23 protein-coding genes are annotated in these 10,414 nt (G+C 50.3%); 1 reads left to right on the top strand and 22 read right to left on the bottom strand.

Annotation, left to right across the window (positions count from 1 at the left end; translation table 11 throughout):
- From rpsE to rpsJ, 19 genes are all read right to left on the bottom strand, one after another.
- Positions 1-504 (bottom strand): 30S ribosomal protein S5, encoded by a 504-nt coding sequence (gene rpsE / locus ABIB59_RS26080; RefSeq protein WP_039076818.1) that lies wholly within the window; start codon positions 502-504, stop codon positions 1-3.
- 14 nt (positions 505-518) lie between these two features.
- Positions 519-872 (bottom strand): 50S ribosomal protein L18, encoded by a 354-nt coding sequence (gene rplR, locus ABIB59_RS26075; RefSeq protein WP_039076817.1) that lies wholly within the window; start codon positions 870-872, stop codon positions 519-521.
- Positions 873-881: 9 nt separating this feature from the next.
- Positions 882-1,415: a 50S ribosomal protein L6 gene (gene rplF, locus ABIB59_RS26070; RefSeq protein ID WP_039076816.1), complete on the bottom strand. Its 534-nt coding sequence runs from the start codon at positions 1,413-1,415 to the stop codon at positions 882-884.
- A gap of 12 nt (positions 1,416-1,427) precedes the next feature.
- Positions 1,428-1,820, bottom strand: a complete 393-nt coding sequence (rpsH, locus tag ABIB59_RS26065) for a 30S ribosomal protein S8 (RefSeq protein WP_039076815.1) — start codon at positions 1,818-1,820, stop codon at positions 1,428-1,430.
- Between the two features lie 33 nt (positions 1,821-1,853).
- Complete coding sequence (gene rpsN, locus ABIB59_RS26060) at positions 1,854-2,159, bottom strand: 30S ribosomal protein S14 (RefSeq protein WP_039076814.1); 306 nt, start codon at positions 2,157-2,159, stop codon at positions 1,854-1,856.
- A 14-nt stretch (positions 2,160-2,173) separates the two neighbouring features.
- Positions 2,174-2,713: a 50S ribosomal protein L5 gene (gene rplE / locus ABIB59_RS26055; RefSeq protein ID WP_007702494.1), complete on the bottom strand. Its 540-nt coding sequence runs from the start codon at positions 2,711-2,713 to the stop codon at positions 2,174-2,176.
- Positions 2,714-2,727: 14 nt separating this feature from the next.
- Entirely contained in the window at positions 2,728-3,042 is a 315-nt protein-coding gene (rplX, locus tag ABIB59_RS26050; RefSeq protein WP_035894981.1) for a 50S ribosomal protein L24, read from the bottom strand.
- 10 nt (positions 3,043-3,052) lie between these two features.
- A complete protein-coding gene (gene rplN / locus ABIB59_RS26045) occupies positions 3,053-3,424 on the bottom strand; it encodes a 50S ribosomal protein L14 (RefSeq protein ID WP_008457164.1) in 372 nt (123 codons plus the stop codon).
- A 162-nt stretch (positions 3,425-3,586) separates the two neighbouring features.
- Positions 3,587-3,841 (bottom strand): 30S ribosomal protein S17, encoded by a 255-nt coding sequence (rpsQ, locus tag ABIB59_RS26040; protein WP_000130100.1) that lies wholly within the window; start codon positions 3,839-3,841, stop codon positions 3,587-3,589.
- Positions 3,841-4,032, bottom strand: coding sequence for a 50S ribosomal protein L29 (rpmC, locus tag ABIB59_RS26035; protein ID WP_032614707.1), 192 nt, complete (start codon positions 4,030-4,032; stop codon positions 3,841-3,843). Before rpmC ends, rpsQ begins: the two co-directional genes overlap by 1 nt.
- Complete coding sequence (rplP, locus tag ABIB59_RS26030; RefSeq protein ID WP_007369814.1) at positions 4,032-4,442, bottom strand: 50S ribosomal protein L16; 411 nt, start codon at positions 4,440-4,442, stop codon at positions 4,032-4,034. Before rplP ends, rpmC begins: the two co-directional genes overlap by 1 nt.
- A 12-nt stretch (positions 4,443-4,454) precedes the next feature.
- Positions 4,455-5,156, bottom strand: a complete 702-nt coding sequence (gene rpsC / locus ABIB59_RS26025; RefSeq protein ID WP_000529945.1) for a 30S ribosomal protein S3 — start codon at positions 5,154-5,156, stop codon at positions 4,455-4,457.
- 17 nt (positions 5,157-5,173) lie between these two features.
- Positions 5,174-5,506 carry a 50S ribosomal protein L22 gene (rplV, locus tag ABIB59_RS26020; protein WP_002919773.1) on the bottom strand — a complete coding sequence of 111 codons (333 nt, stop codon included), beginning with the start codon at positions 5,504-5,506 and terminating at the stop codon, positions 5,174-5,176.
- Positions 5,507-5,520: 14 nt separating this feature from the next.
- Complete coding sequence (gene rpsS / locus ABIB59_RS26015; protein WP_001138115.1) at positions 5,521-5,799, bottom strand: 30S ribosomal protein S19; 279 nt, start codon at positions 5,797-5,799, stop codon at positions 5,521-5,523.
- A 16-nt stretch (positions 5,800-5,815) separates the two neighbouring features.
- Positions 5,816-6,637, bottom strand: coding sequence for a 50S ribosomal protein L2 (gene rplB, locus ABIB59_RS26010; protein ID WP_039076813.1), 822 nt, complete (start codon positions 6,635-6,637; stop codon positions 5,816-5,818).
- Between the two features lie 17 nt (positions 6,638-6,654).
- Complete coding sequence (gene rplW / locus ABIB59_RS26005) at positions 6,655-6,957, bottom strand: 50S ribosomal protein L23 (RefSeq protein ID WP_000617546.1); 303 nt, start codon at positions 6,955-6,957, stop codon at positions 6,655-6,657.
- Positions 6,954-7,559, bottom strand: coding sequence for a 50S ribosomal protein L4 (gene rplD / locus ABIB59_RS26000; RefSeq protein ID WP_039076812.1), 606 nt, complete (start codon positions 7,557-7,559; stop codon positions 6,954-6,956). The genes rplW and rplD overlap by 4 nt, the downstream gene beginning before the upstream one ends.
- A 10-nt stretch (positions 7,560-7,569) precedes the next feature.
- A complete protein-coding gene (gene rplC / locus ABIB59_RS25995; protein WP_039076811.1) occupies positions 7,570-8,199 on the bottom strand; it encodes a 50S ribosomal protein L3 in 630 nt (209 codons plus the stop codon).
- A gap of 32 nt (positions 8,200-8,231) precedes the next feature.
- Positions 8,232-8,543 carry a 30S ribosomal protein S10 gene (gene rpsJ, locus ABIB59_RS25990; RefSeq protein WP_001181005.1) on the bottom strand — a complete coding sequence of 104 codons (312 nt, stop codon included), beginning with the start codon at positions 8,541-8,543 and terminating at the stop codon, positions 8,232-8,234.
- 371 nt (positions 8,544-8,914) lie between these two features.
- Here rpsJ and ABIB59_RS25985 point away from each other — a divergent pair, with 371 nt between their 5' ends.
- Complete coding sequence (locus ABIB59_RS25985; RefSeq protein WP_079498859.1) at positions 8,915-9,400, top strand: prepilin peptidase; 486 nt, start codon at positions 8,915-8,917, stop codon at positions 9,398-9,400.
- Here the strand turns inward: ABIB59_RS25985 and bfr are convergent.
- The 3 genes from bfr to ABIB59_RS25970 all read right to left on the bottom strand — a co-directional run.
- Positions 9,384-9,860, bottom strand: coding sequence for a bacterioferritin (gene bfr, locus ABIB59_RS25980; protein WP_039076809.1), 477 nt, complete (start codon positions 9,858-9,860; stop codon positions 9,384-9,386). The two genes, ABIB59_RS25985 and bfr, sit on opposite strands and share 17 nt — an antisense overlap.
- Before the next feature lie 70 nt (positions 9,861-9,930).
- Positions 9,931-10,125 (bottom strand): bacterioferritin-associated ferredoxin, encoded by a 195-nt coding sequence (bfd, locus tag ABIB59_RS25975; protein ID WP_039076808.1) that lies wholly within the window; start codon positions 10,123-10,125, stop codon positions 9,931-9,933.
- Positions 10,126-10,312: 187 nt separating this feature from the next.
- A partial coding sequence (locus ABIB59_RS25970) for an EF-Tu C-terminal domain-related protein (RefSeq protein WP_023167409.1) occupies positions 10,313-10,414 on the bottom strand: 102 nt, incomplete at its 5' end.

Below are 10,414 nucleotides of genomic sequence, written 5' to 3'. Positions count from 1 at the left end.
TTATTTCCCCAGAATTTCTTCAACGGATTTACCACGCTTGGCAGCGACCATTTCTGGAGAATTCATATTTTCCAGGCCATCAATAGTTGCACGAACCACGTTGATCGGGTTGGTGGAACCATATGCTTTAGCCAGAACGTTATGAACCCCAGCGACTTCCAGAACGGCGCGCATTGCACCACCGGCGATGATACCGGTACCTTCGGAAGCCGGCTGCATGAATACACGAGAACCCGTGTGAGTACCCTTAACCGGGTGCTGCAGGGTGCCGTGGTTCAGCGCGACGTTAATCATATTGCGACGGGCTTTTTCCATCGCTTTCTGGATCGCTGCTGGAACTTCACGCGCTTTACCGTAACCAAAACCTACGCGACCGTTACCGTCACCTACCACAGTCAGAGCTGTGAAGGAGAAAATACGACCACCTTTAACGGTTTTAGATACGCGGTTTACCGCGATCAGCTTTTCCTGCAGTTCGCCAGCTTGTTTTTCGATGTGAGCCATCTTACACCTCTACCTTAGAACTGAAGGCCAGCTTCACGGGCAGCATCTGCCAGTGCCTGGACACGACCATGATATTGGAACCCGGAACGGTCAAAGGACACATCTTTGATGCCTTTTTCCAGAGCGCGTTCAGCGACAGCTTTACCCACAGCTGCAGCCGCGTCTTTGTTACCGGTGTACTTCAGTTGTTCAGAGATAGCTTTTTCTACAGTAGAAGCAGCTACCAGAACTTCAGAACCGTTCGGTGCAATTACCTGTGCGTAAATATGACGCGGGGTACGATGTACCACCAGGCGAGTTGCGCCCAGCTCTTTGAGCTTGCGGCGTGCGCGGGTCGCACGACGGATACGAGCAGATTTCTTATCCATAGTGTTACCTTACTTCTTCTTAGCCTCTTTGGTACGCACGACTTCGTCGGCGTAACGAACACCCTTGCCTTTGTAAGGCTCAGGACGACGGTAGGCGCGCAGATCAGCTGCAACCTGACCGATCAACTGTTTATCAGCGCCTTTCAGCACGATTTCAGTTTGAGTCGGGCACTCTGCAGTGATGCCAGCCGGCAGTTGATGGTCAACAGGATGAGAGAAACCTAAAGCCAGGTTTACTGCATTCCCTTTAACCGCTGCACGGTAACCTACACCAACCAGCTGCAGCTTCTTAGTGAAGCCTTCGGTAACACCGATAACCATTGAGTTCAGCAGGGCACGCGCGGTACCAGCCTGAGCCCAACCGTCTGCGTAACCATCACGCGGACCGAAAGTCAGAGCGTTATCTGCATGTTTCACTTCAACAGCATCGTTGAGAGTACGAGTCAGCTCGCCGTTTTTACCTTTGATCGTGATAACCTGACCGTTGAGTTTTACATCAACGCCGGCAGGAATAACGACCGGTGCTTTAGCAACACGAGACATTTTTTCCTCCGATTAGGCTACGTAGCAGATAATTTCGCCACCAAGACCAGCCTGGCGCGCTGCACGATCAGTCATAACACCTTTAGAGGTAGAAACAACTGCAATACCCAGACCACCCATAACTTTCGGCAGCTCATCTTTTTTCTTATAGATGCGCAGACCTGGGCGGCTGACACGCTGAATGCTTTCTACAACAGCTTTGCCCTGGAAGTATTTAAGAGCTACTTCCAGTTCAGGCTTGGTGTCGCCTTCGATTTTGAAATCTTCAATAAAACCTTCTTCCTTCAGCACGTTGGCAATTGCCACTTTCAGCTTGGAGGAAGGCATGGTGACCGCAGCTTTGTTCGCGGCCTGACCGTTACGGATACGGGTCAGCATATCCGCGATCGGATCTTGCATGCTCATCTGTCTTTACTCCCGTGATTCAATTGGTGACAATTACCAGCTAGCCTTTTTCAGACCCGGGATTTCACCGCGCATAGCGGCTTCACGGACCTTAATACGGCTCAACCCGAACTTCCGCAGGAAAGCGTGCGGACGACCAGTTTGACGGCAGCGATTACGCTGACGAGACGGGCTGGAATCACGCGGCAGAGTCTGCAGCTTGAGAACGGCATTCCAACGATCTTCGTCGGTTGCGTTCACATCAGAGATGATAGCTTTCAGTTCAGCGCGTTTAGCGAAGAATTTATCAGCTAAAGCTACGCGCTTTACTTCGCGTGCTTTCATTGATTGCTTAGCCATTAAGTAACCCTACCTTACTTGCGGAACGGGAAGTCAAAGGCAGCCAGCAGAGCACGGCCTTCTTCATCAGATTTCGCAGTAGTGGTAATGGTAATATCCAAACCACGCACGCGGTCGACTTTATCGTAGTCGATTTCTGGGAAGATGATCTGCTCACGGACACCCATGCTGTAGTTACCACGACCGTCGAAAGACTTAGCGGACAAGCCACGGAAGTCACGGATACGCGGTACAGCAATAGTGATCAGGCGCTCAAAGAACTCCCACATGCGTTCGCCACGCAGAGTTACTTTACAGCCGATCGGATAGCCCTGACGGATTTTGAAGCCTGCAACAGATTTGCGTGCTTTGGTGATCAACGGTTTTTGACCGGAGATTGCTGCCAGGTCAGCTGCTGCGTTATCCAGCAGTTTCTTGTCAGCGATCGCTTCACCAACACCCATGTTCAGGGTGATCTTCTCGACCCGAGGGACTTGCATGACAGAATTGTAGTTAAACTCAGTCATGAGTTTGTTAACTACTTCGTCTTTGTAGTAATCATGCAGTTTCGCCATCGTACTACTCCAAATTACTTGATAGTTTCGCTGTTAGACTTGAAGAAACGGACTTTTTTGCCGTCTTCGAATCTAAAGCCTACACGGTCAGCCTTGCCGGTTGCCGCATTGAAGAGTGCAATGTTAGAGATCTGAATAGCTGCTTCTTTCTCAACAATGCCGCCTGGTTGGTTCAGGGCCGGAACCGGCTTCTGATGTTTCTTAACCAGGTTGATACCTTCAACAATGACCTTGCCGGAAGACAGGACATTCTTAACTTTACCGCGTTTACCTTTATCTTTACCGGTTAACACGATAACTTCGTCATCACGACGGATTTTCGCTGCCATGATTCGCTCCTTAGAGTACTTCTGGTGCCAGAGAGATAATTTTCATGAACTTCTCGTTGCGAAGTTCACGAGTTACCGGCCCAAAAATACGCGTACCGATAGGCTGCTCGCTGTTATTGTTTAAAATAACGCATGCATTACCATCGAAGCGAATGACAGAACCGTCCGGGCGACGAACACCCTTCTTGGTGCGCACCACTACCGCCTTCAGCACATCACCTTTTTTGACCTTACCACGCGGAATTGCTTCTTTGATGGTGATCTTGATGATGTCGCCTACGCCTGCGTAGCGACGGTGCGAGCCACCCAGAACCTTGATACACATTACGCGACGTGCACCGGAGTTGTCGGCGACGGTCAGCATAGTCTGTTCTTGGATCATTTTAGTGCTCCGCTAATGTCAACTACTACTGAGACCCTAAAAACGGGTCGTTAAAAAAGCCCCATATCGGGGGCGCGGCATTATAACACCGCTTCTTAGATATGGGTAGAAAAAATAAACGGCCCATCGCTGGACCGTTTATTATTGAGAATGCGTACTGTATTACAGAACCGCTTTCTCTACAACGCGAACCAGCGTCCAGGACTTGGTCTTGGACAGCGGACGGCATTCGCGGATTTCAACCACGTCGCCGATACCGCATTCGTTGTTCTCGTCATGTACGTGCAGTTTGGTCGTACGCTTGATGAATTTACCGTAGATCGGGTGTTTCACAAAACGTTCGATAGCAACAACAATGGATTTCTCCATTTTGTCGCTAACTACGCGACCTTGCAGAGTACGGATTTTATCGGTCATTACGCACCCGCCTTCTGAGTCAGTAAAGTCTTAACGCGTGCAACATCACGACGAACCTGCTTCAGCAGGTGAGTCTGTTGCAGCTGGCCACTTGCAGCCTGCATACGCAGGTTGAACTGCTCACGCAGCAGGTTCAGCAGCTCAGCGTTCAGCTCTTCAACGCTTTTTTCACGCAGCTCATTTGCTTTCATTACATCACCGTCTTAGTTACAAAGGTGGTTTTAATCGGCAGTTTTGCTGCTGCCAGCTCGAAGGCTTCACGGGCCAGCTCTTCCGGAACGCCGTCCATTTCATACAGGACTTTACCCGGCTGAATCAAGGCAACCCAATACTCCACGTTACCTTTACCTTTACCCATACGAACTTCCAGCGGCTTCTCGGTGATCGGTTTGTCCGGGAATACACGGATCCAGATCTTACCCTGACGCTTAACTGCACGTGTCATGGCACGACGTGCTGCTTCAATCTGACGAGCGGTCAGACGACCACGGCCAACAGCTTTCAGACCGTAAGTGCCGAAGCTCACATCCGTGCCCTGCGCCAGACCACGGTTGCGGCCTTTGTGCACCTTACGGAATTTTGTACGCTTTGGTTGTAACATCAGCGACGCTCCTTATTTACGGCCTTTACGCTGCTGCTTTTTCGGTTGAGCAGCCGGTTTTTCCGGTTGTTCAACAGCAGCCATACCACCAAGGATCTCACCTTTGAAGATCCACACTTTAACGCCGATTACACCATAAGTGGTGTGCGCTTCAGAGGTGTTGTAGTCAATGTCAGCACGCAGAGTGTGCAGCGGAACACGACCTTCGCGGTACCATTCAGTACGTGCGATTTCCGCGCCGCCCAGACGGCCGCTAACTTCAACTTTGATACCTTTAGCGCCCAGACGCATTGCGTTCTGTACAGCACGCTTCATAGCACGACGGAACATTACACGACGTTCCAGCTGAGAAGTGATGCTGTCAGCAACCAGTTTTGCGTCCAGTTCAGGTTTACGAACTTCGGCGATATTGATCTGAGCAGGAACGCCAGCGATATCCGCTACGACCTTGCGCAGTTTTTCTACGTCTTCGCCTTTCTTACCGATAACGATACCCGGGCGAGCGGTGTGAATGGTCACACGGATGCTCTTAGCCGGACGCTCGATAACGATACGAGATACGGACGCTTTAGCCAGTTCCTTAGTCAGGTACTGGCGTACTTTAAAATCGCTGTCCAGGTTGTCAGCGAATTCTTTGGTGTTCGCGAACCAGGTAGAGTTCCAAGGTTTGACAATACCCAGGCGAATACCATTAGGATGTACTTTCTGACCCATTGCTAGTCTCCAGAGTCTCAGCGATCGGACACAACCACAGTAATGTGGCTGGTGCGCTTCAGGATGCGATCTGCACGACCTTTTGCACGCGGCATAATGCGCTTCATGCTCGGGCCTTCGTCTACGAAAATTTTCGCAACTTTCAGATCGTCAATGTCAGCGCCATCGTTGTGTTCAGCGTTAGCAATGGCAGATTCCAGAACTTTCTTGACCAGTACAGCCGCTTTCTTATTGGTGTAGGTCAGAATATCCAGGGCCTGCGACACTTTCTTACCGCGAATCAGGTCAGCAACAAGGCGTACCTTCTGAGCAGAAGAACGAGCATGGCGATGTTGAGCTAAAGTTTCCATCTCTTCCTCCTACCTTATTTCTTCTTCGCTTTTTTATCAGCAGCGTGGCCGCGATAAGTACGAGTCGGTGCGAATTCACCCAGTTTGTGACCGACCATTTCGTCGGAAACAAATACCGGAACGTGCTGACGACCATTATGGACAGCGATGGTCAAACCGATCATGTTAGGAAAGATCGTTGAACGACGGGACCAAGTGCGCAGGGGCTTCTTGTCTCCGCTTTCCACCGCTTTCTCTACCTTCTTCAGCAAGTGCAGGTCAATAAAAGGACCTTTCTTGAGAGAACGTGGCATGGCTTATCCTCTAATATTATTTGCTACGGCGACGTACGATAAATTTATCAGTACGCTTGTTGCTGCGGGTCTTCTTACCTTTGGTCTGAACGCCCCACGGAGTTACCGGGTGCTTACCAAAGTTACGACCTTCACCACCACCATGTGGGTGGTCGACTGGGTTCATCGCAGTACCGCGAACGGTAGGACGAACACCACGCCAGCGTGCAGCACCTGCTTTACCCAGAACGCGCAGCATATGCTCAGCATTGCCAACTTCGCCCAGAGTAGCGCGGCAGTCTGCTTCGACTTTACGCATTTCACCAGAACGCAGACGCAGGGTGACATAAGCACCATCACGAGCAACGATCTGAACGTAAGTACCAGCGGAACGTGCCAGCTGACCGCCTTTACCTGGTTTCATTTCTACGTTATGAACGGTAGAACCAACCGGGATATTGCGCATCGGCAGGGTGTTGCCTGCTTTGATTGCAGCATCAACGCCAGACTGAATCTGGTCGCCAGCTTTCAGGCCTTTAGGGGCCAGGATGTAACGGCGTTCGCCATCTTTGTACAGAACCAGCGCGATGTTCGCGGAACGGTTCGGATCGTACTCAAGACGCTCAACAACTGCCGGGATACCGTCTTTGTTGCGTTTGAAGTCAACCAGACGATAAGCCTGCTTGTGGCCACCACCGATGTGACGAGTGGTGATACGGCCATTGTTGTTACGACCACCGGATTTGCTGTTTTTTTCCAGCAGCGGAGCAAAAGGTTTGCCCTTGTGCAGCTCAGGGTTAACCACTTTAACTACGTGGCGACGACCCGGAGATGTCGGTTTACATTTAACAACTGCCATTGTATTACTCCTCCGACTTACTCAGCGCCGCCAACGAAGTCCAGATTCTGGCCTTCTTTCAGGGTGACGTAAGCTTTTTTCCAGTCGCTACGACGACCGATACGCTGTCCGTGACGTTTAACTTTCCCTTTAACAACCAGGGTGTTAACGACTTCGACTTCGACTTCAAACAGTTTCTGCACAGCAGCTTTGATTTCTGCTTTGGTCGCGTCTTTAGCAACTTTGAGAACGATGGTGTTAGTTTTTTCCATCGCAGTAGACGCTTTTTCAGAAACGTGCGGTGCGCGCAGCACCTTCAGCAGACGTTCTTCACGAATCATGCCAGCATCTCCTCAACTTGCTTAACAGCATCAGCAGTCATTACGACTTTGTCGAAGGCGATCAGGCTAACCGGGTCGATACCAGTTGCATCGCGTACGTCAACCTTGTGCAGGTTGCGCGCAGCCAGGAACAGGTTTTCGTCCAGCTCACCGGTGATGATCAGCACATCTTCCAGAGCCATGTCTTTCAGTTTCTGTGCCAGCAGCTTAGTTTTAGGCGCTTCTACAGAGAAAGATTCGACAACGATCAGACGATCCTGACGTACCAGTTCGGACAGAATGCTTTTCAGCGCGCCGCGGTACATCTTTTTGTTAACTTTTTGACTGTGGTCCTGCGGACGCGCAGCGAAAGTTACGCCACCAGAACGCCAGATCGGGCTCTTGATAGAACCAGAACGCGCACGGCCGGTACCTTTCTGGCGCCACGGTTTTTTACCGGAACCAGTTACTTCAGCACGAGTCTTCTGAGCACGAGAACCCTGACGTGCACCAGCTGCATAAGCAACAACAACCTGGTGTACCAGCGCTTCGTTAAAATCACGACCGAAGGTAGTTTCGGAAACAGTCAGCGCGCTCTGCGCGTCTTTCAATACTAATTCCATTGCTATCTCCTCACGCCTTCACAGCTGGTTTAACGATCAGGTCGCTACCGGTTGCACCCGGGACCGCACCTTTAACCAGCAGCAGGTTGCGCTCAGCGTCAACACGTACTACGTCCAGGCTCTGAACAGTGACACGTTCGTTACCCAGCTGACCTGCCATTTTCTTGCCTTTGAACACTTTGCCCGGAGTCTGGTTCTGACCGATAGAACCCGGAACGCGGTGAGACAAGGAGTTACCGTGGGTAGCGTCCTGGGTACGGAAGTTCCAGCGCTTAACGGTACCTGCGAAACCTTTACCTTTAGAGGTGCCAGTTACGTCAACTTTTTTAACTTCGGCAAACAGCTCAACGCTAATGCTCTGACCTACGGTGAACTCTTCGCCGTCAGCAAGACGGAATTCCCACAGACCACGGCCAGCTTCTACGCCAGCTTTAGCGAAGTGACCCGCTTCCGGCTTGGTTACACGGTTAGCTTTTTTAGCACCAGTGGTAACCTGAACAGCGCGGTAGCCATCGTTAGCCAGATCTTTAACCTGAGTAACGCGGTTTGCTTCAACTTCGATTACGGTTACTGGGATAGATACGCCATCTTCAGTGAAGATGCGGGTCATACCCACTTTTTTACCGACTAAACCAATCATTGTTTCAACCTCTCAATCGCTCGATGACCTGATTAACCCAGGCTGATCTGCACGTCTACACCGGCAGCCAGGTCCAGACGCATCAGAGCATCAACGGTTTTCTCGGTTGGCTCAACGATGTCAACCAGACGCTTGTGAGTGCGGATTTCGTACTGATCGCGCGCGTCTTTGTTGACGTGCGGGGAGATCAGAACGGTGAAGCGCTCTTTGCGGGTCGGCAGCGGGATCGGACCACGGACTTGCGCACCAGTGCGCTTAGCAGTCTCGACGATTTCCGCGGTTGATTGATCGATCAGACGATGATCAAACGCTTTCAGGCGGATACGGATTCTTTGGTTCTGCATGAGACCAGAGCTCCAATTATTTTATAGACGAAATGATTACTCCTCATACCCATTACGATTGATGGGAGAGTGTAACCGTTCTTACATAGCCCCCCGATTGGGAGCATTGTTTGATAGCCAAATGCGCTATCAGGGTTCATATCGAACCAGCCGTCAATTACGACAAGCCCGCGCATTATACGTAAATCTCGCATTTACGCAAGGGGCGTTTATAAATTAAACGCCTGTGCGTGAAGCGTCGCACATTGCTTGCCGCGCTATGCAAGGCAGTTATCTTTTTCTGGAGCTTGTACGCAAGAGCGCGCTTGCCCCTCTTTTGCCGTTTATATCTGTCGCTGATGCTTAATCGCCAGCGAACATGCGGAGGTTATATGGCAGGTACAATTCTCTTTATATCTATTTATCTTGTGCTTAATACATTGCTGGTTTGGTATGACGTCCGGCAGGGCCTTCTACCCGATCGCTTCACCTGCCCTCTTCTCTGGAGTGGGCTGTTTTATTGTGGCTGGTTCCATCCCATGCTGTTACAGGAAAAGGTATTAGGGGCTATCGCGGGTTATGTCGGATTCGCGGCACTTTATTGGGGGTATCGCTTCCTACGTAATAAGGAAGGACTCGGCTATGGTGATGTGAAATTTCTGGCGGCCCTGGGTGCCTGGCATGGCTGGGAAGCCTTACCCATGCTTGTCTTTGTTGCCGCATCACTTGCGTCCGGCGCCGCTTGCCTTATGTCCATAAGACGCAGAAGCATGCAGATAATAAAAAACCCGCTGCCTTTTGGTCCATTCCTGGCGGGCGCGGGTTTGTTCATGGCTTACCAAAGCATCTTTAGGACGATGGTTAATCTTGAACCTTGATTTGCGACTGGAGATAGTTCTGCAAACCAATCTTACCGATAAGGTCCAGCTCGGTTTCCAGCCAGTCAATGTGGCCTTCTTCATCGGCCAGGATTTCAATCATCATGTCCCGGCTGACATAATCATGCACGCTGTCAGCATAGGCAATGGCTTCACGCAAATCTCTGGCGCCTTCCAGCTCCAGTCGTAAATCGGACTGTAGCATCTCTTCAACGTCTTCACCGATACCGAGTTTGCCCAGATCTTGCAGATTTGGAATGCCTTCAAGAAACAAAATACGCTCGATGTATTTATCGGCGTGTTTCATTTCATCGATGGATTCATGATATTCAACATCATTAAGGCGCATCAGACCCCAGTTCTTGAACATTCTCGCATGGAGAAAATACTGGTTGATTGCGACAAGCTCGTTTCCCAATAACTTATTGAGATAATTTATAACTTTGACATCACCTTTCATTATAGTCCCTCCGCTTCCACTCATTGAAGCGTAGATCGGGCTACAGGGAAGTCAAAAAAAAGCAGAAGACTCAGGCGGTTTCTTTATATTCCGGGATCTGCAGCAACTCATCCTGCATGATTTCGCGAGCAGCGCGTACGCACTTACCACACTGATTTCCCACAGGAATAAACTTGCGCAATTGCTGGAATGATTGAGGATGGAACTGGCGTACAGCCTGGCGAATTTTTTTATCACTTACACCATTACACAAACAAACGTACATAATCACTCCCGTTCAATTTATGCGCAAAGTGTAAATGAGAATAGTTATGATTACAATAGCACAGCGACCTTTGTATGGTGGGATAATGAGAAAAAATGCGAACAAATATGATGGCAGACAGCAAGAAGGCAGGCAGCAAAAAGGGCGCCTTAGCGCCCTTTTCAATTCAAAACTAATTAACGAGTAATTAGCCCAGAACTTTTGCTACAACGCCCGCGCCTACAGTACGGCCGCCTTCACGGATTGCGAAACGCAGACCGTCGTCCATCGCGATCGGGTGGATCAGGGT

The sequence above is a fragment of the Citrobacter sp. UYEF32 genome (assembly GCF_040546205.1).
GTDB classification, from domain to species: domain Bacteria; phylum Pseudomonadota; class Gammaproteobacteria; order Enterobacterales; family Enterobacteriaceae; genus Phytobacter; species Phytobacter diazotrophicus.
This window is presented reverse-complemented; position numbering and strand designations above follow the sequence as displayed.

Excerpts from the sequence above, each read along its gene's own strand:
- rpsE (WP_039076818.1), bottom strand. The coding sequence starts at position 504 with ATGGCTCACATCGAAAAACAAGCTGGCGAACTGCAGGAAAAGCTGATC.
- rplR (WP_039076817.1), bottom strand. The coding sequence starts at position 872 with ATGGATAAGAAATCTGCTCGTATCCGTCGTGCGACCCGCGCACGCCGC.
- rplF (WP_039076816.1), bottom strand. The coding sequence starts at position 1,415 with ATGTCTCGTGTTGCTAAAGCACCGGTCGTTATTCCTGCCGGCGTTGAT.
- rpsH (WP_039076815.1), bottom strand. The coding sequence starts at position 1,820 with ATGAGCATGCAAGATCCGATCGCGGATATGCTGACCCGTATCCGTAAC.
- rpsN (WP_039076814.1), bottom strand. The coding sequence starts at position 2,159 with ATGGCTAAGCAATCAATGAAAGCACGCGAAGTAAAGCGCGTAGCTTTA.
- rplE (WP_007702494.1), bottom strand. The coding sequence starts at position 2,713 with ATGGCGAAACTGCATGATTACTACAAAGACGAAGTAGTTAACAAACTC.
- rplX (WP_035894981.1), bottom strand. The coding sequence starts at position 3,042 with ATGGCAGCGAAAATCCGTCGTGATGACGAAGTTATCGTGTTAACCGGT.
- rplN (WP_008457164.1), bottom strand. The coding sequence starts at position 3,424 with ATGATCCAAGAACAGACTATGCTGACCGTCGCCGACAACTCCGGTGCA.
- rpsQ (WP_000130100.1), bottom strand. The coding sequence starts at position 3,841 with ATGACCGATAAAATCCGTACTCTGCAAGGTCGCGTAGTTAGCGACAAA.
- rpmC (WP_032614707.1), bottom strand. The coding sequence starts at position 4,032 with ATGAAAGCAAATGAGCTGCGTGAAAAAAGCGTTGAAGAGCTGAACGCT.
- rplP (WP_007369814.1), bottom strand. The coding sequence starts at position 4,442 with ATGTTACAACCAAAGCGTACAAAATTCCGTAAGGTGCACAAAGGCCGC.
- rpsC (WP_000529945.1), bottom strand. The coding sequence starts at position 5,156 with ATGGGTCAGAAAGTACATCCTAATGGTATTCGCCTGGGTATTGTCAAA.
- rplV (WP_002919773.1), bottom strand. The coding sequence starts at position 5,506 with ATGGAAACTTTAGCTCAACATCGCCATGCTCGTTCTTCTGCTCAGAAG.
- rpsS (WP_001138115.1), bottom strand. The coding sequence starts at position 5,799 with ATGCCACGTTCTCTCAAGAAAGGTCCTTTTATTGACCTGCACTTGCTG.
- rplB (WP_039076813.1), bottom strand. The coding sequence starts at position 6,637 with ATGGCAGTTGTTAAATGTAAACCGACATCTCCGGGTCGTCGCCACGTA.
- rplW (WP_000617546.1), bottom strand. The coding sequence starts at position 6,957 with ATGATTCGTGAAGAACGTCTGCTGAAGGTGCTGCGCGCACCGCACGTT.
- rplD (WP_039076812.1), bottom strand. The coding sequence starts at position 7,559 with ATGGAATTAGTATTGAAAGACGCGCAGAGCGCGCTGACTGTTTCCGAA.
- rplC (WP_039076811.1), bottom strand. The coding sequence starts at position 8,199 with ATGATTGGTTTAGTCGGTAAAAAAGTGGGTATGACCCGCATCTTCACT.
- rpsJ (WP_001181005.1), bottom strand. The coding sequence starts at position 8,543 with ATGCAGAACCAAAGAATCCGTATCCGCCTGAAAGCGTTTGATCATCGT.
- ABIB59_RS25985 (WP_079498859.1), top strand. The coding sequence starts at position 8,915 with ATGGCAGGTACAATTCTCTTTATATCTATTTATCTTGTGCTTAATACA.
- bfr (WP_039076809.1), bottom strand. The coding sequence starts at position 9,860 with ATGAAAGGTGATGTCAAAGTTATAAATTATCTCAATAAGTTATTGGGA.
- bfd (WP_039076808.1), bottom strand. The coding sequence starts at position 10,125 with ATGTACGTTTGTTTGTGTAATGGTGTAAGTGATAAAAAAATTCGCCAG.